The sequence below is a fragment of the Streptomyces sp. NPDC002676 genome, assembly GCF_053592455.1.
Window position 1 is genome coordinate 1,424,690 of record NZ_JBSFVT010000001.1, and the last position, 19,080, is coordinate 1,443,769.

General features: G+C 72.3%; 19 protein-coding genes and 1 pseudogene. 11 read left to right on the top strand and 9 right to left on the bottom strand.

What is annotated here, in order from left to right; genetic code table 11:
* The first annotated feature begins 45 nt into the window (after positions 1-45).
* Positions 46-849, top strand: coding sequence for an enoyl-CoA hydratase/isomerase family protein (locus ACWD3E_RS06715; RefSeq protein ID WP_451386417.1), 804 nt, complete (start codon positions 46-48; stop codon positions 847-849).
* Between the two features lie 62 nt (positions 850-911).
* Here ACWD3E_RS06715 and ACWD3E_RS06720 read toward each other — a convergent pair whose 3' ends face one another.
* Positions 912-1,595 (bottom strand): nucleopolyhedrovirus P10 family protein, encoded by a 684-nt coding sequence (locus ACWD3E_RS06720; protein ID WP_451386418.1) that lies wholly within the window; start codon positions 1,593-1,595, stop codon positions 912-914.
* Positions 1,596-1,705: 110 nt separating this feature from the next.
* Here ACWD3E_RS06720 and ACWD3E_RS06725 point away from each other — a divergent pair, with 110 nt between their 5' ends.
* The 4 genes from ACWD3E_RS06725 (at position 1,706) to amaP (ending at position 4,003) form a co-directional block, all read left to right on the top strand.
* Positions 1,706-2,179, top strand: coding sequence for an Asp23/Gls24 family envelope stress response protein (locus ACWD3E_RS06725; RefSeq protein ID WP_451386512.1), 474 nt, complete (start codon positions 1,706-1,708; stop codon positions 2,177-2,179).
* Positions 2,180-2,224: 45 nt separating this feature from the next.
* The gene (locus ACWD3E_RS06730; RefSeq protein WP_451355528.1) at positions 2,225-2,419 is read left to right on the top strand and encodes a hypothetical protein; all 195 of its coding nucleotides are present in this window, start codon (positions 2,225-2,227) and stop codon (positions 2,417-2,419) included.
* Positions 2,420-2,795: 376 nt separating this feature from the next.
* Positions 2,796-3,416 (top strand): DUF6286 domain-containing protein, encoded by a 621-nt coding sequence (locus tag ACWD3E_RS06735; protein ID WP_451386513.1) that lies wholly within the window; start codon positions 2,796-2,798, stop codon positions 3,414-3,416.
* Between the two features lie 5 nt (positions 3,417-3,421).
* Positions 3,422-4,003, top strand: coding sequence for an alkaline shock response membrane anchor protein AmaP (amaP, locus tag ACWD3E_RS06740; protein ID WP_451386419.1), 582 nt, complete (start codon positions 3,422-3,424; stop codon positions 4,001-4,003).
* Positions 4,004-4,019: 16 nt separating this feature from the next.
* Here amaP and ACWD3E_RS06745 read toward each other — a convergent pair whose 3' ends face one another.
* The 6 genes from ACWD3E_RS06745 to ACWD3E_RS06770 all read right to left on the bottom strand — a co-directional run bounded on the left by ACWD3E_RS06745 (position 4,020) and on the right by ACWD3E_RS06770 (position 9,659).
* Complete coding sequence (locus ACWD3E_RS06745; RefSeq protein WP_451386420.1) at positions 4,020-4,775, bottom strand: SDR family oxidoreductase; 756 nt, start codon at positions 4,773-4,775, stop codon at positions 4,020-4,022.
* A 5-nt stretch (positions 4,776-4,780) separates the two neighbouring features.
* Complete coding sequence (locus tag ACWD3E_RS06750; RefSeq protein ID WP_451386421.1) at positions 4,781-6,565, bottom strand: glycoside hydrolase family 15 protein; 1,785 nt, start codon at positions 6,563-6,565, stop codon at positions 4,781-4,783.
* Between the two features lie 70 nt (positions 6,566-6,635).
* Positions 6,636-7,433 carry an SURF1 family cytochrome oxidase biogenesis protein gene (locus ACWD3E_RS06755; protein ID WP_451386422.1) on the bottom strand — a complete coding sequence of 266 codons (798 nt, stop codon included), beginning with the start codon at positions 7,431-7,433 and terminating at the stop codon, positions 6,636-6,638.
* Positions 7,434-7,482: 49 nt separating this feature from the next.
* A complete protein-coding gene (locus ACWD3E_RS06760) occupies positions 7,483-7,716 on the bottom strand; it encodes a hypothetical protein (RefSeq protein WP_451386423.1) in 234 nt (77 codons plus the stop codon).
* Positions 7,717-7,795: 79 nt separating this feature from the next.
* Positions 7,796-8,782, bottom strand: coding sequence for a DEDDh family exonuclease (locus ACWD3E_RS06765; RefSeq protein WP_451386424.1), 987 nt, complete (start codon positions 8,780-8,782; stop codon positions 7,796-7,798).
* 109 nt (positions 8,783-8,891) lie between these two features.
* A complete protein-coding gene (locus tag ACWD3E_RS06770) occupies positions 8,892-9,659 on the bottom strand; it encodes a hypothetical protein (RefSeq protein ID WP_451386425.1) in 768 nt (255 codons plus the stop codon).
* 305 nt (positions 9,660-9,964) lie between these two features.
* Between ACWD3E_RS06770 and ACWD3E_RS06775 the strand changes: the two genes are divergently transcribed.
* The 4 genes and pseudogenes from ACWD3E_RS06775 to ACWD3E_RS06790 all read left to right on the top strand — a co-directional run bounded on the left by ACWD3E_RS06775 (position 9,965) and on the right by ACWD3E_RS06790 (position 13,638).
* Positions 9,965-10,258, top strand: a complete 294-nt coding sequence (locus tag ACWD3E_RS06775; protein ID WP_451386426.1) for a helix-turn-helix domain-containing protein — start codon at positions 9,965-9,967, stop codon at positions 10,256-10,258.
* Between the two features lie 12 nt (positions 10,259-10,270).
* Positions 10,271-11,431 (top strand): annotated as a pseudogene (gene tnpB, locus ACWD3E_RS06780) (IS607 family element RNA-guided endonuclease TnpB); the annotation flags it as partial.
* Between the two features lie 298 nt (positions 11,432-11,729).
* Positions 11,730-12,440: a VIT1/CCC1 transporter family protein gene (locus tag ACWD3E_RS06785; RefSeq protein WP_451386427.1), complete on the top strand. Its 711-nt coding sequence runs from the start codon at positions 11,730-11,732 to the stop codon at positions 12,438-12,440.
* A 151-nt stretch (positions 12,441-12,591) separates the two neighbouring features.
* Entirely contained in the window at positions 12,592-13,638 is a 1,047-nt protein-coding gene (locus ACWD3E_RS06790; protein ID WP_451386428.1) for a zinc-dependent alcohol dehydrogenase family protein, read from the top strand.
* An 82-nt stretch (positions 13,639-13,720) separates the two neighbouring features.
* On the opposite strand, the gene ACWD3E_RS06795 is transcribed toward ACWD3E_RS06790, so the two are convergent.
* Positions 13,721-15,109, bottom strand: coding sequence for a CoA transferase (locus tag ACWD3E_RS06795; protein ID WP_451386429.1), 1,389 nt, complete (start codon positions 15,107-15,109; stop codon positions 13,721-13,723).
* A gap of 109 nt (positions 15,110-15,218) precedes the next feature.
* On the bottom strand, positions 15,219-16,742 hold the full coding sequence (locus tag ACWD3E_RS06800) for a S8 family peptidase (RefSeq protein WP_451386430.1): 1,524 nt from the start codon (positions 16,740-16,742) through the stop codon (positions 15,219-15,221).
* A 287-nt stretch (positions 16,743-17,029) separates the two neighbouring features.
* On the opposite strand from ACWD3E_RS06800, the gene ACWD3E_RS06805 reads away from it, so the two are divergent.
* Together ACWD3E_RS06805 and ACWD3E_RS06810 are read left to right on the top strand one after the other, a co-directional pair.
* Entirely contained in the window at positions 17,030-17,386 is a 357-nt protein-coding gene (locus ACWD3E_RS06805; RefSeq protein ID WP_451386431.1) for a DUF485 domain-containing protein, read from the top strand.
* A complete protein-coding gene (locus ACWD3E_RS06810; protein ID WP_451386432.1) occupies positions 17,383-19,008 on the top strand; it encodes a solute symporter family protein in 1,626 nt (541 codons plus the stop codon). The genes ACWD3E_RS06805 and ACWD3E_RS06810 overlap by 4 nt, the downstream gene beginning before the upstream one ends.
* Positions 19,009-19,080 lie beyond the last annotated feature (72 nt).

Sequence of the window (19,080 nt, forward strand, 5' to 3'; positions counted from 1 at the left end):
TGCCGACGGCATGCGCGATGACAGCACCCCCATCGGAGGCGTCCCATGGCTTCGCCCGACCAGGACCTCGCACCTGTACTCGACAAGGACGGCGTACGGCTCACCGTCGACGACACGCTCGCCACGGTGACGCTGACCAACCCGGCCAAGCGCAATGCGCAGAGCCCCGCCCTGTGGCGGGCGCTCGCCGAGGCCGGGCGGCAGCTGCCGGGCTCCGTCCGCGTCGTGGTGCTGCGTGGTGAGGGCAAGTCCTTCTCCGCCGGGCTGGACCGACAGATGTTCACCCCGGAGGGGATCCCGGGCGAGCCGACCTTCACGGATCTGGCGCGCCGTGACGACGCCGGACTCGACGCGTCCATCGCCGAATTCCAGGAGGCTTTCACCTGGTGGCGGCGGAACGACATCGTGTCCATCGCCGCCGTTCAGGGTCACGCCATCGGGGCCGGCTTCCAGCTCGCGCTCGCCTGCGACCTGCGTGTCGTCGCGGACGACGTGCAGTTCGCCATGCGCGAGACCGCCCTCGGCATCGTTCCCGACCTGACCGGCACGCATCCGCTGGTCGGCCTCGTCGGGTACGCCCGCGCGCTCGAGATCTGCGTGACCGGGCGCTTCGTACAGGCCGAGGAGGCGGTGGCCTCCGGCCTGGCCAACCTTGCCGTGCCCTCCGCCGAACTCGACGCGGCGGTACGGGACTTGGCCGCGGCGCTGTTGGCTGCCCCGCGGGATGCGGTGGTGGAGACGAAGGCGTTGCTGCGTGGGGCTGTCGACCGTACGTACGACGAGCAGCGTGCGGCTGAGCGTGCCGCTCAGGCTCGGCGGCTGCGGGACTTGGCCGGCGTCGGCGAGTGAACCCTGTGGTGGGCAGGCACTCCCCATCGCCCTGAGGAACACTGCCCACAGCGGGGCAGCAGTTATTCGACTGCCGTGACGAGCACGGCCACCGTCGGCTGATCCTTCAGCGCGTCGCGCACTGCCGCGCGGACCTGCCGGGCCACGTCCATGGCCCGGTGGTCCGCGCTCACGGCCAGCTCGACCCGGACATGCCGGTGGGGCAGCGAGACGCCGTCCGTGCGCTCCTCGATGCGCACGGCCCGGCCCAGCACCCCTGTCGGTCGGGTCACCCCGGCGACCGCGAGCGCCGCAGCGACCGCGCGGGATTCCTCCGGGTCCGTGGTCTGCCGGGCGGCCGGCGGGCGGGGCGGTCGCACCTCCTCGTCCTGTCCCTCCCTGTGGCCCTCATCCAGCAAGTCCGTAACCCGCAGGTCCACCACCGTCACCGCGAGCCCCAGGCGTTCCGTCGCCGCCGTCGCGAGGGACGACCGCAGTCTGGACGCCGTCTCCGGCAGGGGCTCGGTGGTCGTGGCCGCGAAGTCCGCCGTCACACGCAGTGAGCCCGGTGGCAGGGCGCCCGGTGGTGGGGGCACGACCGGCTCGTGGACGTCCTCCGGGTCGGTGAGCGTGATCCGCAGTGTGCCCAGCCGCGCACCCGGCACCTCGTTCGCCGCCTGTCGCAGGACCGCCCCGGCCGCCCCCTCCGTGATCCACGCGCCGTCACGCGGGCCGCCGAGCGGCAACAGTCTCTGGCCTGTGTCCACCGATCCGCCGTCATTGCACCAGCCTGCCGCATCCCCGGCGCGCAACGGGGCATCCTTGCTTACGGTGGTCGGAGGACGACGACCGAGAGGGACGCACGGCCATGACGGACATGACGGACCCGAACCGGACCACGAACGTCGAAGAGCCGGAGGGGCAGACGCGCAAGGCCACCCGGCGTGGCGGCGGCGATCCGGCGAGCCGGGGACGGACCACCATCGCCGACGGTGTCGTGGAGAACATCGCCGGACTGGCCGCCCGGGACGTGGTCGGCGTCCACGCGCTGGGCAGCGGATTCTCCCGCACCTTCGGAGCTGTGCGCGACCGTGTGCCGGGCAGTTACAAGTCGGTGAGCCGAGGCGTGAAGGCCGAGGTCGGCGAGGTGCAGACCGCGCTCGACCTGGAGATCGTCGTGGACTACGGCGTCTCCATCGCCGATGTCGCCCGCGAGGTGCGCGAGAGCGTGATCGCCGCCGTGGAACGCATGACCGGCCTCGAGGTCGTCGAGGTCAACATCGCGGTGACCGACGTCAAGCTGCCCGAGGAAGACGACGAGGACGAGGAGCCGGAGCCCCGCATCCAGTGAACCCCGGCACCGCACAACCGGACTGACGAGTTGAGGAGCGCCGCAATGAGCATGGCCGTGGTCGGCATGATCGCCGGAATGGCGCTGGCCTTCGCCGGGTACTTCGGCGGCTTCGGGGCGTTCCTGCTGGTGGCGGCGCTGGGTGCGATCGGGTTCGTCGTCGGCCGGTTCCTGGAGGGCGACCTGGAACTGGGCGACTTCTTCCGCACCCGCGACGACCGGCACGACCGGCGGCGGTGACCCGGTGAGCGCCGGCACCGGCATGGAGCGCTCGCCCCTGACACAGGTGCCGCCGGGGGAGCGCGGCGCCACCCGGATCGCCGACCGGGTCGTCGCCAAGATCGCCGGGCAGGCCGCCCGCGAGGCGCTCGCCCCGCTGCCGGCAGGCGCCGCGCCCCCGCACGCCACCGTCGTCGTGCACCACGACTCCGCCCGCGTCCGCGTCCACCTGGAACTCGACCACCCCTCGGACATCGGCGCCCGCTGTGCCGCGGTGCGTCGCCAAGTCGTGGAGCGGGTGGGCGCGTTGGTGAGCATGACGGTGCCCGAGGTCGCCGTACACGTCGAGCGGCTGCACCTGGCACCGGCCCCCGGAGCGGCACAGGGGGAGGACGTCATGAGCGAGCCCCGCGGCACCGAGTCCGCCACCACCCTCGACAAGAACCCCGGCAGCGGCCAGGGGACATCCGCCGACGGCACCGGCCGCTTCTGGTCGGCGCGCCGGATCCCCGCGGCCGCCACCGCCGCACTGCTCCTGGCCGGTACGGGCGTCCTCCTGTACGACATCGCCGCCGTGCGCGCCCACCGGCCCGCCATGCGCTGGCGGCGCGAGCTGGCCCGGCAACTGGCGGAGCGGCCCCTGGACGACACCTGGGTGCTGACCGGCGCGGGCGTCGCCGCCGCCCTCGGACTGTGGCTGATCGTGCTCGCCCTCACCCCCGGGCTGCGCGGCCTGCTGCCGATGCGGCGCCCGCACCCCGACGTGCGCGCCGGACTCCGCCGCGACGCGGCCGGACTGCTGCTGCGCGACCGGGCGATGGAGGTGTCCGGCGTACGAGCGGTACAGGTGCGGATGCGCCGCAGGAGAGCCGACGTCCGCGCGGTCTCGCACTTTCGCGACCTGGACGACGTACGCGCCGATCTGGACGTCGTGCTCCGCGACGCGATCCGCGGTCTCGGGCTGGCCGACCCGCCCGCGCTGTCGGTGCGTGTGGCCCGGCCCGGACGGAAGGGGTGAGCCCGGTGCGCACGGGTGGCGTGAACCGCGTACTGCTGGGGCTGGCCGGCGTGCTGCTGCTCGTGCTGGGCGGCTCGGTGCTGGCCGTGGGGCTGGGCGCGCCGCCGCCCTCCTGGTGGATCCACACAGGACCGCACGACGTGCTGCTCAGCCGGGCCGAGCGCACCCGCCGGCGGAATGAGGGCTGGTGGTGGCCGACGGTCATCGCCGCCCTGGCCGTCGTGCTCCTGCTCGCCCTGTGGTGGCTGACGGCGGTCCTGCGCCGGCGCCGGCTGACCGAGGTCGTCGTCGACACCGGCGACGGCGCGGCCGCCCTGCTGCGGGGCCTCGCCCTGGAGAGCGCCCTCGTCCAGGACGCGGCCCGACAGCCCGGCGTGGCCCACGCCGAGGCCCTGCTGTGCGGGCGTCGTACGGCGCCGTCGGCCCGCGTCTGGCTCCAACTGGAACCGGACGTGGACCCGGCGACGGCCCTGGACGACTTCACGGCCCAGGCGCTGGGGTACGCCCGCGAGTCCGCGGGGCTGCCCTCGCTGCCGGCGGAAGTACGCCTGCGACCGGTCAAACACCCCGCGGAGAGGGTCACTTGACGACCCTTGGAAGCCGTCAGAACCCGTGCCGCATCCCGCCGTCCACGGGCAGCATGATCCCCGTCAGATAGGACGCGGCCGGGGACAGCAGGAACGCCGCGGCCTTCCCGAACTCCTCAGGCGTCCCGTACCTCCGCAACGGAATCCGCGACTCGTTGGCGGCCCGCGTGGCCTCCGGATCCGCCGACAGCGCGTCCAGCTCGCGCACGCGGTCGGTGTCGATGCGGGACGGCAGCAGCCCCAGCACCCGGATCCCGCGCGGTCCCAGCTCGTCCGCGAGGGACTTCGCGAAGCCTGCGAGCCCCGGTCGCAGGCCGTTGGAGATGGTCAGCCCCGGAATCGGCTCGTACACCGAGGCGGACAGCACGAAGCCGATGACCCCGTCGGCCTCCAGCTCCGCCGCTGCCGCCCGCGCGAGCCGCACCGCGCCGAGGAACACCGAATCGAACGCGCTGCGCCACTGCTCGTCGGTGTTGTCCGCGACGAACCCGGGCGGCGGTCCGCCCACGCTCACCAGCACGCCGTCGAAGCCGCCGAAGTGCTCACGGGCGGCGGCGATCAGCCGCTCTGCGGCCTCGGGGTCGGCGTTGTCGACGGCCACCCCCACCGCGTTCGCGCCCAGCTCGGCGGCGGCCTCGGCGACCCGCTTGCCGTCCCGGCCGGTGACGACCACCTTCGCCCCGTCGGCGACGAGTTCCCGCGCGGCGGCGTTGCCCAGCCCGCGCGTGGCTCCGGTGACGACGTACACCCGGTCCTTCAGTCCAAGATCCATGGCCCCTATCCTGCCTCCTCGCCCCCGTACAGGGTGAGGGCGGTGTTCACCAGGGCGATGTGACTGAACGCCTGCGGGAAGTTGCCCACCTGGCAGCCGAGCCCCGGGTCGTACTCCTCGGCGAGCAGCCCCACGTCGTTGGTGAGGCTCAGCAGCCGCTCGAACAGCGCCTGGGCCTCGTCCGTGCGGCCCGTCATGTGCAGGGCGTCCGCGAGCCAGAACGAACAGGCGAGGAAGGCGCCCTCGCCGCCCGGCATCCCGTCGACGCCGACGGCGTCGGTGTCGTAGCGGCGCACGAAGCCGCCGTGGCCCAGGTCCGCGCGGATGGCGTCGACCGTGCCGATCACGCGCGGATCGTCGGGCGGCAGGAAGCCGACGCGGGGGATCAGCAGCAGCGCGGCGTCCAGTTCGCGGGAGCCGTAGTACTGGGTGAAGGTCCTGCGCCGGGCGTCGTAGCCCTGCTCGCACACCTCCCGGTGCACCTCGTCGCGCATCGCCCGCCAGCCCGCGAGGTCGCCGTGCAGCTGCGAGTGCTGCTCCAGCGTCCGTACGGCGCGGTCGGCGGCCACCCACACCATCACCTTGGAGTGCACGAACTGGCGCCGGCCGCCGCGCACCTCCCACAGTCCCTCGTCGGGCTGCCGCCACGCCGACTGAAGGAACGTCATCAGCGTGCGCTGGATCGACCACATGTGCGGCTTGGTGGGCAGGCCGGCGCTGCGGGCCAGCGACAGCGAGTCCATGACCTCGCCGTACACGTCCAGCTGGAGCTGGTCGACGGCGCCGTTGCCGACGCGTACGGGCCTGGAGTCGGCGAAGCCGGACAGCCAGGGCAGTTCCCACTCCGGCAGCCGTCGCTCGCCCGCGAGTCCGTACATGATCTGGAGGTCCGCCGGGTCGCCCGCGACCGCGCGCAGCAGCCAGTTGCGCCAGGCCTCGGCCTCCTCCAGGTAGCCGGCGGAGAGGAGGGCGCCGAGGGTGAGCGTGGAGTCGCGCAGCCAGCAGTAGCGGTAGTCCCAGTTGCGCACACCGCCCGGCTCCTCGGGCAGCGAGGTGGTGGCCGCGGCGACGATCCCGCCCGTCGGGGCGTAGGTGAGGGCCTTGAGCGTGATCAGGGACCGTACGACGGCGTCCCGGTGCGGCCCGTCGTAGCGGCACCGGGTCGCCCAGCGCCGCCAGTCGTGGACGCTGTTGCTCAGCGCCCGATAGGGGTCGACGAGCCGGGGGCGCGGCTCGTGCGAGGGGTGCCAGGTGAGCACGAACGCGACCCGCTCGCCCTCGGTGAGGGTGAACTCCGAGTGCGTGCCGAAGTCCTCGCCCCAGGTACTCACGGGCGGTTCGGCGCGCAGCCACACCGAGTCCGGTCCGGCGACGGCGACCCGGTGGCCGTCGGAGCGGCGCATCCACGGGACGATGGATCCGTAGCCGAAGCGCAGGCGGAGTGTGCTGCGGACGGTGACGCGCCCGCTGACGCCTTCGACGATGCGTACGACGTCGGGGGCGCGGTCGCGCTGCGGCATCAGGTCGGTGACGCGCACCGCGCCCTCGGCGGTCTCCCACTCGGTGTCGAGGACGAGGGTGTCCGGCCGGTAGCCGCGGCGCGTGCAGGTGTCCGCTCCCTTGGGCGCGATCCGCCAGTAGCCGTTGTCCTCGTCGCCGAGGAGCCGGGCGAAACAGGCACCGGAGTCGAAGCGGGGCAGGCACAGCCAGTCGATCGAGCCGTTCCTGCCGACCAGCGCGGCGGTCTGCTCGTCGCCGATCACGGCGTAGTCCTCGATGCGCGGGTTCACGGGTTCCGGTTTCCCACGGGTTGTGGGGGCCAATCAGGAGGTGCGCCGGGGGAGTGACCCGGCGCGGTGGTCACACGGCGGCCGGCTCGGTCTCCTCCGACTGCTCCTTGGCCGCGGCCTCCGCCCGGTCGCGGACCTCGCGCCGGACCAGGACCCACCAGCCGAACGGGACGGCCGCGGCGAACAGCCACCACTGGATCATGTACGCGTAGTTCAGCGGGGCGTCCTCACGGCCCGGGTCGGAGATCGGCTGCGGCAGGCCGCCCTTCGGTTCGGGCGCCGTCTGCTCGATGTAGCCGCCCAGCACCTGAGCTCCCAGCCGCTGCGCCTGCTGTTCGCTGCTGATCAGCATGATCTGCCGGTCCGGCAGCCCCCGGACGTTCTTGATGCCGCTCGCCGCGGTCGTCTCGTCGGCCTTCAGCCGCCCGGTGATCGTGACCTGGCCGGCCGGCGGGGCGGGGATCTTCGGGAAGGCGGTCTGCGAGCCGTCGGCGGGGATCCAGCCCCGGTTGACCAGCACCACCTTGCCGTCCGTGAGCACGAGCGGGGTCAGGACGTGGAAGCCGACCTCGTCGTCGGAGTTGGTCCGGCGCCGGACCACGACCTCCCGCGCGGTGTCGAAGCGGCCGGTCGCGCTGACCGTGTGGTACTTCTCGGTGCGGGTCACGGCATGACCGGGGGAGGTCAGCTGTTCGACGGGCACCGGCTTGGCGTGCAGCGCCGCGGAGACCAGGTCGTTGCGGGCGGTGCGCTCGTTGTACCGGTGCTCCTGCCAGAAGCCGAGCCTGATCATCGTCGGGATCAGGGCGATCGCGACGAGGGTGAGGATCACCCACTGGCGGGTCAGCAGGAAGCGGTAGCGGTGCACCCCACGACGGTACCTCCGGGCCGTGGGGTGCATTCAGGCGGGTACCGGGTCACACCCGGTCGACGATTCCCACCTTCCCGGCCGCGCGGGCGCAGTGGGCGCCACAGTAGAACTTGCCGTCGGCCTCCGCGCCCTGGCCGATGATCGGGACCTTGCAGTGCTCGCAGATCGGGGCCATGCGGTGGATCGCACAGGAGAAGCAGTCGAACACGTGGACGGCACCCTGTGCGTGGACCTCGAAGGTCATCCCGTAGTCATTGCCGCAAACTTCACAATTCGCCATGCGCCACAGGGTGAGCCGTCGCCGGCCCCCGGGCGAGCGGGCGCCGGGCGAGTCGTGCGGCAATCACCCATCCGTACGGTCATCCTTCCGTGGCCGGCTCCACGTCCCGCAGCAGCTGTCCGAAGGCCGCCTCGTCCACGACCGGCGTGCCGAACTGCTTCGCCTTGACCACCTTGGAGGTGCCCGAGTCGGGGTCGTTGGTGACCAGCAGGCTGGTCAGCCGGGAGATGCTGGAGGCCACGTGCAGCCCCGCCTCCGTGGCCCGGTCCTCCAGCAGCTCGCGCTCGACGGAGGTGTCCCCGGAGAACGCCACCCGCATGCCCTGCTTCAGGGGCTTGCCGTCCTCGTAGCGGCCGGGGTTGGGGTAGGGGCACGCGGGCCGCTTGCGGGACGGGCGCCAACTGGTCTGCCGGTAGCCGCCGTAGCCGCCCGACGCCTGCCGTGGCACGGGCCGGTCCGACCACTCCGTCAGCGGCCGGCACTCCAGCAGCGGCAGCCGTACGCCGCCCGCCGCCGCGGCCCGCAGGCTGGGCCGGAACGCCTCCGCGAGCACACGCGCGTCGTCCAGCGCGTGGTGCGCCCGCTGCTGGACGACCCCGAAGTGCGCGGCCAGCGACTCCAGCTTGTGGTTGGGCAGCGGCAGCGCCAGCTCCTTGGAGAGCGCGATGGTGCACAGCCGCTGCCGCACCGGCGCCTCGCGCTGTGCGCGCGCGTACTCCCGCGCGATCATCTGCCAGTCGAAGGCGGCGTTGTGCGCGACGAGCACCCGGCCGTCGAGGCGGCCGGCGAACTCCTCGGCGATGTCCGCGAACAGCGGCGCCCCTTCCAGCACCTCGCTCGTCAGACCGTGTATCCACACGGGTCCCGGATCGCGCTCCGGGTTGACGAGCGTGTACCAGTGGTCCTCGACCTCGCCGCGCGCGTCCAGCCGGTAGACGGCCGCCGAGATGATCCGGTCGTCCCGGGCCAGGCCGGTGGTCTCCACGTCAACGACCGCGTATCCCTTCGGATACGCGGCCGGCCACTGGGTGGGGGAGGACACTGCGGTCGCACGGTCTTCGAGCATGGTCACTGAGGATACGGGCCACGACTGACAGTGCCGTCCCGCAGGTGCCGCCGGCCGCCCGCGCACCCGCCCTGCCGCTCGGACACCGCACACGCGTGCGTGCCGCGCGTCACCCCCGTGCGGCCACCAGATCCCCGGCCGTCAGCGGGTCCAGGCCGCAGCCGTCGGCCGGGCCCGGCAGCAGGCGGTACAGCGCGCCGGTCGCGCCCTGCGGCGCCACCCCGCCGTGCACCAGGGCGAGCAACACGTGCTTCTTCGCCGCCGCTTCGGCCGCCCGGGCCTCCGCGTCCGCCGCGTCCCGCGCGCCCTCCCGGCGCTCCGGCTCCGCCAGGGCGCGCACCCGGGCGGCGAACGCGGTGTCCGGCTCGCCCGCGTGACGCCGGTAGTGCCACAGCTCGTCGGTGGCGCCCGTACCGTCCGCGCGCCGGACGACGGTCACCTCGCTGCGCACGGCCGCGTGCCACACCGCGAGGTCCCACAGGGTCGTACGGCCGCTCGCGAAGTACTGGAACAGGTCCCGGGCGACCCGGCCCAGGTCGGCGCTGTGCCGGTACACGTTGTGGAAGCCGTCGGCCGACGTCAGGTGCAGGTCCGTCCACAGGAACGTACGGTGACGCAGGTCGACCAGCATCGGCACATGAATGCGCGAGTCGCCCTCCAGGTCGTAGCGCTGATGCACCGTACGCGGGTGGTACCCGGCGCCGCGCGCCCCCTCGGCGGCCGACGGGAGCGCCATGAAACCGGCGAACGCGTCGAGCAGCTCGGCTTCGAGGACGACGAGCCCCTGCGCGGTGGACGGGTCGCCCGGGCGCGGTCCGGCCTGGTCGACGTAGACGGTACGAAGGTGGCGGAGCAGCACGGATGCCAGTACGGCCAAGCGGAATCCCCCGGAGAGACAAGCCGATTGAGGCGGAGGCGGAGAGTGGGCGCGCTGTGATGTCCAGGAAAGGGCCGACAGCAGCTGAGCATTCCATCAGCGCGTCTCGGTCTTTGTCCGCTGGTGTCTACCGCGTGAGGTGCTCCGGTCGGGACGGTGCGTCATGGCGCACCCTGCCCAGTAGGGCGCCCGGATCTTCGCCTGCCTGCGCAGGAACGGGAGTTCCTGCATCGAATGCGTGACCTCCTGCTGCAGTGCTCGTTGGAGGTGGTGACGGGGTTTTCGGGTCAGGGGGGAGGCTGCCGGTGAGTGGGAAGTTTCGGCCGCGGTCGGGATTCGTGGTGCAGGCATACCGGTTCGCGCTCGATCCGAACGCCGGGCAGGTACGGGCGCTCGGGTCGCATTGTGGTGCTGTGCGTGCCGCCTACAACTGGGCGGTGTCCTGGGTGACGGCTTCGTGGTGGCAGCGCAGGGCTGAGGCCTCCTACGGGATCGGCGAGGAGGATCTGACGGCGTGGCGGCCGTGGTCGCTGCCCGCGCTGCGGAAGGCGTTCAACGAGGCCAAGCACTCCGATCCCCGTTTCGCCGGGTGGTGGTAGGAGAACTCCAAGGAGGCCTACAGTACGGGCCTGGCCAATGCCGCTGCCGCGTTCGACAATTACAGCAAGTCCAGGAGCGGCAGACGGTGCGGCCGTAAGGTGGGCGTGCCCCGGTACAAGTCGAAGCGGAAGGCGCGCCTCTCCTGCCGGTTCACCACCGGCATCCTGCGTGTGGGGGCAGACGGCCGGCATGTGACGTTGCCCCGGCTGGGCGCGATCCGTGTGCATGAGTGCGCAGACACCCTCCGTGACCGCCTCGCGGCGGGGACCGCGAGGATCCTTTCGGCGACCGTGCGGTATGAGCGGGGCCGCTGGTTCGTGTCCTTTCAGACCGAGGTGAAACGGGATCTGGTCCGCGTAGCCCGCCCCGATGCGGCAGTCGGCATCGACCTGGGGGTGAAGCACCTGGCGGTGCTGGCCGACAGCACCGGTCACATCCGCTACGAGCCTAATCCGAAGCACCTGGATAGCTCCCTGAAGCTGCTGCGCCTGCACTCGCGCCGGGTCTCCCGACGCCGGGGCCCCGACCGCAGGACCGGGCAGAAGCCCTCGAAGCGGTGGGAGAGAGCCAACCGTGAACGCAACAAGGTGCACCAACGGGTGGCGAACCAGCGCGGCGATGCCCTGCACAAACTCACCACCCGGATCCGGGCCGAGTACGGCACGGTGGTGGTGGAGGACCTCAACGTCGCTGGAATGCTCAAGAACCGGCGCCTGGCCCGCCCGATCTCCGACGCCGGGTTCGGCGAGATCCGCCGCCAGCTCACCTACAAAGGCCAACGCAACGCCACCCGCACCGTCGTGGCAAGCCGCTGGTACCCCTCCTCCAGGATCTGCTCGAACTGCGGCGCGGTGAAAGCCAAGCTGCCGCTGCACGTACGAGTCTTCGACTGTGATCAATGCCCGCTCGTGATGGACCGGGACGAGAACGCGGCACACAACCTCGCCGCCCTCGCGACAGCCGCAACGACGACAGCAACGTCAGGTACCGGAGTGGCCGGAGACCTGGACACCGCACCGGTGTCGAAGCCTCGCGGAGCCGACCGTAAGACCCGCACCACCCGGCCCGGCCACAAGGCCGGGCCGGAGCGGGCAGACGGCGCAACCCTGCCGCACCAGCGGCAGCAGGAAGCGAGAGACCGTACTCAAGCCGAAGCCCACACGCTTCGGTGACGTGACGGACCATCCGGGCCGTAATGCCCGGATTGTTGAGAGTCGCTGAGGCTCTCGCAACGGAGAGAAGGAAGCACGCCCGCCCCGCCTGCCTCTGCCCGCCCTGCGAAGCCGCCCCCGCGATCAGGAACCTAGCCAGCCCGCGAGCCCGCCGCCACTGGAATTCCGCGCGGGACCGGGACGAGATTCCGCGGTCGCGGTGATGACGAGGTCCCGCGGTCGCGGTGACGCTACGTCGAGCAGCGTAGGGGAGCGTCGGTGCCGGACCGGTGCGGCTCGGGGTGCGATCCTCCGTGCTGTGACGGAACCAACCCACGACGAGGCCCACGGGGGCGCGCTGGGCTCCCGGCTGAACTGGCTCCGGGCGGCCGTGCTGGGCGCGAACGACGGCATCGTCTCCACGGCGGGACTCGTCGTGGGTGTGGCCGGCGCGACCGCGGAGCGGGCCGCCCTGCTCACCGCCGGACTGGCCGGGCTGCTCGCCGGGTCGATGTCCATGGCGGCGGGGGAGTACGTCTCCGTGTCCACCCAGCGGGACTCCGAGATGGCCGCGCTGGCCTTGGAGAAACGGGAACTGCGGGAGCAGCCGGAGGCCGAACTGGCGGAGCTGACCGAACTGCTGGAGCGGCGCGGTCTGTCCGGGGAGGTGGCCCGGGAGGCCGCCGAGCAGCTCACCGAGCGGGACGCGCTGAAGGCCCACGCGCGCGTGGAGCTGGGCATCGATCCCGACGACCTGACCAACCCCTGGCACGCGGCCTGGGCGAGCTTCCTGGCCTTCACCGTCGGCGCGCTGCTGCCCCTGCTGGCCATCGTCCTGCCCCCGTCCGCCTGGCGGGTCCCGGTCACCGTGGTCTCGGTGCTGGCCGCGCTCGTCCTCACCGGCTGGAGCAGCGCCCGGCTGGGCGCGGCGACCCCGCGCCGGGCGGTCGTGCGGAACGTGATGGGCGGGGCGCTGGCGATGGGGGTGACGTACGCGGCGGGCAGCCTGCTGGGGGCGGCGGGGGTGTAGGCGGCGCCCAGGCCCGCAGCCCGCTCCCCGCCCTCGGCGAGCAGCCCGCCACGGCGACGGCGTACGGTGAAGTGCGCGCTCGACCACCCCCTGAGCGCCCCGCACAACCCTGTACGACCCCGTACGACCTCGCACGAGAAGGACCCTCGCCATGCGCGCCACCACCATCCACGCCCCGTACGACATGCGCGTGCAGGACGTACCCGAGCCCGTGGTGCAGCTGCCCACCGACGCCGTGGTGCGGGTGCTGCGCGCCTGCATCTGCGGCAGCGACCTGTGGGCCTACCGCGGCGAGGCGGCCCGGCAGCCGGGCCAGCGGATCGGGCACGAGTTCCTCGGCGTGGTGGAGGAGACCGGCTCCGAGGTGAGCACCGTCCGCCGCGGTGACCTGGTGGTCGCGCCCTTCATGTGGTCCGACGGCGTCTGCGACTACTGCCGCGAGGGCCTGACCACGTCCTGCGAACACGGCGGCTTCTGGGGCTCCGTCGGCTACGACGGCGGCCAGGGCGAGGCCGTGCGCGTGCCGTTCGCCGACGGGACCCTCGTCCAGCTGCCCAAGGAAGCGGCCTCCGACGACCACCTGCTGTCCGCCCTGCTGACCCTCTCCGACGTCCTCGGCACCGGCCACCACGCGGCCCTCGGGGCGGGCGCCCGCCCCGGAGCCACGGTCGCCGTCGTCGGGGACGGCGCGGTCGGCCTGTGCGCCGTGCTGGCCGCCAAGCGGCTCGGCGCCGAGCGGATCATCGCGCTCGGCCGGCACGAGGTCCGTACCGACATCGCGCGCCGCTTCGGTGCCACCGACGTCGTCGCCGAGCGCGGGGACGCGGCCGTCGAGGCGGTCCGCGAACTGACCCGCGGCCAGGGCGCGCACGCCGTGGTCGAGGCGGTCGGCACCGAGCAGTCCATGCGGACCGCCGTGAACATCACCCGCGACGGCGGCGCCATCGGCTTCGTCGGTGTGCCGCACGGCAGCGGCACCGGCCTGGACCTCGGTGTCATGTTCGACCGGAACATCGCCCTGCGCGGCGGCGTCGCCCCGGTCCGCGCGTACATCCCCGACCTGCTGCCCGACGTCCTCGACGGCACCATCGACCCCTCGCCGGTGTTCGACATGACCGTCGGCATCGAGGGCGTGCCCGACGGCTACAAGGCGATGGACGAGCGCACCGCGCTCAAGGTGCTCGTCACCAACGGCTGAGATCAACGCCTGAGATCAACGCCTGAGATCAACGCCGACGAGTGAGATCAACGCCGGTGTCAACATCAGGATCAACAGTTGATCAAGTCCAGCGGGCGGCCTGCGACCCCCACGGCACCGGGGGCCGCGCCCAGTCGGCGGGGCCGCCCGTGAAGGACACCGGGGACAGGGCGTGCCGCAGCCGGCCGAGCGGGCCGTCCGTCTCGGCGAGCCACGCGTCCGGGTCCGCGCAGGGCTCGCCCGCCGCCGTGGTCGTGGCCTCGGCGGGGTGGATCTCGTCCGTCAGCCAGCGGGCGGTGCGCGCGAGCGCCAGCCGGACGAGCCTGCCGCCTCCGTCGTACGACTGCTCGGTCAGCGCCCGCAGCACGCCCGCCGCCAGCAGATAGCCACTTCCGTGGTCCAGGGCCTGCGCGGGCAGCGCGCCGGGCTGCCCGGCCGTGCCCTCGGTCGCCGCGATGCCCGTGGCGACCTGCACCAGGCTGTCGAAGCCGCGCCGCCCGCGCCAGGGCCCGTACGCGCCCCACGCCGACACCTGCGCCACGACCAGACCGGGGCGCCGCTCGGCAAGTGCCTTTGGCGCGAGCCCGAACCGGTCCAGGGCCCCCGGCCGGTAGCCGGTGACCACCACGTCGGCCGCGGCCAGCAGCTCCTCGAAGGTGTCCCGGCCGGCGGTGAGGTCGAGGGTCGCGGACCGCTTGCCGAAGCCGGTGTCGGCGTGCAGGTCGGGGAGTTCGGGCAGCCACGGGGCGTCCAGGCGCAGCACCTGCGCACCGAGCAGCGCCAGGGTGCGGGTGGCGACCGGCCCGGCCAGGACCCGGGTCAGGTCGAGGACGCGCAGCCCGGCGGCGGGCAGCAGCGGAGCGGTGGCGGGGTCGAGGGACGGCAGCACGCGCGCGGGTGCCGCGTCCAGCCGCTCGCGCTCGACCAGCGGCCGTGCGGCCAGCTCGGCGGCCTGCTCGTGCGCGGCCCACTCGCCCGGGGTGCGCAGGGCCACGGCGAGGCCGCCCGCGCGGCAGACGGTCTCCTCCACCTCCAGGGCGGAGCGGGCGGCGAGCCGCCCGGCCAGCTCCTCTGCCGAGGCGTCCTCGGGCAGGCCGAGCGCGGCGAGCAGCCGGGCCCGGTGGTGCGGGTAGTTGGCGTGGGTGCGCACCCAGCCGTCGGCGGTCCGCCAGAACCGTGACAGCGGCGCGAAGGCGACCGGGGCGCGTCCGTCGACCAGCAGGTGCCGTTCGCTGAGGAAGGCGGCGGCCACCGCGCCGTCGTCGACCCGGACCCCGGGCACCTCGGTACGGCCGGTCCGCCGCGCTCCCAGCTCGGCGGCGGCCAGCGCGCACGCACCGACACAGGCCTGCGCCAACTGCCGTACGGGGAGGCGGGCTTCCAGGGCCTTGGGGCGCTCAACAGCCGACACGTGGGAAACCAGTGCGGGATCGCCGCCCAGTGCGGTCCATGCAGTCGTGATGTCTGTCATGACTGCACTATGCATTATTGATTCAATCAACCCATGGATGGGGCAGGCGGACCGGTCCGGTCACCCGGTCCGGTCCGCCTGTCGGTGCGGAAATCCCTGTGGCGAGCGGCTACTTGACGGCGCGCAGCGCGTTGACGACGCCGAAGCCGTAGAAGCCGTTGACCCGCGGGCCGCCGGTGCAGGTCGCGTCCACGACCCCGTCGCCGTTGTAGTCGTACGGCCCGTCCGGGCAGCCCGGGTTGTCCGCCTGGGCCTTGAGCAGGGCCTGCAGCTGGGCCGGAGTGGCGTACGGGTGGGCCGACTTCAGCAGCGCGGCCACCGCGGCCACGTGCGGGCCGGCCATCGACGTGCCCTGGAGGAAGCCGTACTGGTTGTTCGGCAGCGTGGACAGGATGCGGCCGTTCTTCGACGGCGTGTCCGGGATCTGGTACTTGTCGCCGCCCGGACCCGCGACGTCGACGACGCCGTTGCCGTAGCTGGAGTAGTACGACTTGACGCCCTTGACGCCCACCGCGCTCACCGTGACGACGCCCGGCAGCTGGGTCGGCACGTCGAAGCACTCGTGCGGGTCGACCGTCCGGGTCACGGCGGTCGAGTCGTCGGGGCTGGAGGTGTCGGAGATGGAGTCCGCGTCCAGGTCGTGGTTGGAGTTGCCCGCCGAGGCCACGTTGAGCGTGCCCTTGCGCTGTGCGTACAGCTGGGCCCTGTTGACCGCGTCAACGATGGCACGCTGATCGGGGTCGTCCATGCAGTTGTACATCCACGGGTCAACGTAGTAGCTGTTGTTGGTGATATCCACGCCGTGGTCGGCGGCGAAGACGAAGGCGCAGACCACGCTCTCCGGGTAGAACAACTGCGTCGAGTCGGGCTGGGCGACGGTGATGCTCGCGACCTTCACGCCGGGCGCGACGCCCGCGACGCCGATGCCGTTGCGGGCCGCGGCTATCTCGCCCGCCACGTGCGTGCCGTGATAGTGGCCGGCGTCCGCCGGCCGCCACGCGCCGTACGTCGTGTCCGCCTTGCCGCTCACGCAGTTCGCCGACTGGGAGGCGGAGAAGTTCGGGGCGATGTCCGGGTGGGTGTCGTCGACGCCCGTGTCGATGACACCCACGGTCACGTGCGGGCTGCCCGGGTTGATCGTCGCGGCCTTGTCGGCGCCGATCGCCCGCAGGTCCCACTGGTCGGCCTCGAGGGGCTCCTGGCCCGCCGTGGCGCTCTCGGCGGCCTTCGCGGCCTCGGCCCGCGACAGGACCTGCACGCTGCCCTCGTCCGTCGTCCCCGCCGCGGTCAGCGGCGCGGTGCGGGTGGCGCCCGCCGACTGCACCCCGCGCACCTGGCGCATCTGCTTGCCGAAGTCCGGGTTCGCGGAGTGGACGACGATCACGCCGATCTGGTCGTAACTCGCCACGACCGTGCCGCCGTTGCGGGTGATCTCCTGCTGCACCGACTCGATCGTGCGCTGGTCCGTGCTGGTGTTGACGACGTACGCGAGGTTCGGGCCGTCCGCCGTCGCCGTCGCGGCCACGGGTGCCGCCGCCGCGAGCTCCGAGGGCAGGAAGCCGAGCGAGACGGTCAGCGACAGCACGACCGGCACGGCGAGCGCGAGCCGGCGTCTGGAGCGCAGATGAACCATGGGATCTCCACATCATCCGGAATGAGAAACCGCCCGGACACAGGTGCTGAACGGGCAGGTACATGGCGAGTGGTGCAGTGGCGAAGCTATCTCCGTCCACGCGATCTCCGGAAGAGCCCGACGGACTTGAACCGCTCCGCGCGTGGCGCCGTGACCGTGGACGAGGGGCCCAGCAGGATCGTGGCCCCCGTCGGAATCACGAGCAGGAGTCGACTGATCACTCCCAGTCATGTGATTCCTGTCCGTGCGAGGCCAGAAAGCGCCTGTCCGCAACACGAGGAGACTCCGTGGCCACCGAGACACCGCCCCCCTCCAGAGCGCAAGCACCCCTACCCTCCGCCGAGGAGTTCGCCGAGGTACAGCAGAGCGCGGAGTTCGGTGAACTGCGCCGCGCCCACCGCTCGTTCGCCTTCCCGCTGACCGTCGCGTTCATCACCTGGTACCTGCTCTTCGTCCTGCTCTCCAACTACGCGGACGGGTTCATGGGCACCAAGGTGGCCGGCAACGTCAACATGGCCCTCGTCCTGGGTCTCGCCCAGTTCCTCACCACGTTCCTCATCGCCTGGTGGTACGCGCGCCGCGCCGCCGTCACGCTCGACCCCAGGGCCGAGGCCATCAAGTCCCGGATGGAGGGCGGAGCATGAGCCCGACGCAGCACACCCTGCTGGCCGCCGGCGAGGCGAGCCAGCACCGGCCGCTGATCATCACCCTGTTCTCGGTGTTCGTCGCCGCCACCCTCGTGATCACGGTCTGGGCGGGCCGCCAGACCAAGGACGCCGCCGACTTCTACGCCGGCGGACGGCAGTTCACCGGCTTCCAGAACGGTCTCGCCGTCTCCGGCGACTACATGTCCGCCGCGTCCTTCCTCGGCATCGCGGGGGCCATCGCCCTCTTCGGCTACGACGGCTTCCTGTACTCCATCGGCTTCCTCGTCGCCTGGCTGGTCGCGCTGCTCCTGGTCGCCGAGCCGCTGCGCAACTCCGGCCGCTACACCATGGGCGACGTGCTCGCCTACCGGATGCGCCAGCGGCCCGTCCGCACGGCCGCCGGCACCTCCACCATCGTCGTCTCGATCTTCTACCTGCTCGCCCAGATGGCGGGCGCGGGCGTCCTGGTCTCCCTGCTCCTCGGCATCACCAGCGACGGCGGCAAGATCGGCATCGTCGCCCTGGTCGGCCTCCTGATGATCGTGTACGTCACCATCGGAGGCATGAAGGGCACCACCTGGGTGCAGATGGTCAAGGCGGTGCTGCTGATCGCGGGTGCCGTGCTGCTGACCTTCCTGGTGCTGCTGAAGTTCCACTTCAACGTCTCCGACCTGCTCGGTAAAGCAGCCGACAACAGCGGCAAGGGCTCCGCGTTCCTCAAGCCCGGCCTGAAGTACGGCGCCACCGGCACCACCAAGCTGGACTTCATCTCCCTCGGCATCGCCCTGGTCCTCGGCACCGCCGGCCTGCCGCACATCCTGATCCGCTTCTACACCGTGCCCACCGCCAAGGCCGCCCGTAAGTCGGTCATCTGGGCGATCGGCCTGATCGGCGCCTTCTACCTGATGACCCTCGCCCTCGGCTTCGGCGCCGCCGCGCTGATCAAACCGGACGAGATCATCACCTCCAACAAGGCGGGCAACACCGCGGCCCCGCTGCTCGCCCTGCACCTGGGCGGAGTGGACTCCGACTGGGGCGCCATCCTGCTCGCGACGATCTCCGCGGTGGCCTTCGCGACGATCCTCGCGGTGGTCGCCGGGCTGACCCTGGCCTCGTCCTCCTCCTTCGCGCACGACATCTACGCGAACGTCATCAAGAAGGGCCAGGCCACCGAGAAGCAGGAGGTCGGCGCGGCCCGCTGGGCCACCGTCGGCATCGGCGCGGTGTCGATCGTCCTCGGCGCCCTCGCCCGCGACATCAACGTGGCCGGTCTGGTGGCCCTCGCCTTCGCGGTCGCCGCCTCCGCCAACCTGCCGACCATCCTCTACAGCCTCTTCTGGAAGCGGTTCACCACCGCGGGCGCGCTCTGGTCGATCTACGGCGGCCTGGTCACCGCGGTCGGCCTGGTGCTGTTCTCGCCGGTGGTGTCCGGCAAGGAGAGCTCGATGTTCCCCGGCGTCGACTTCCACTGGTTCCCGCTGGAGAACCCCGGGATCATCTCCATCCCGGTCGGCTTCCTGCTGGGCGCCGTCGGCACCCTGCTGTCGAAGGAGGTGCCGGACGCCGGCAAGTACGCGGAGCTGGAGGTGCGGTCCCTGACGGGCACCGGAGCGCACTGAGCTTCGTACGACGGCCGCGTCGTCCAGGACTGTACGGTCCTACGACGCGGCCTCGTCCCACCTCGTGGGATC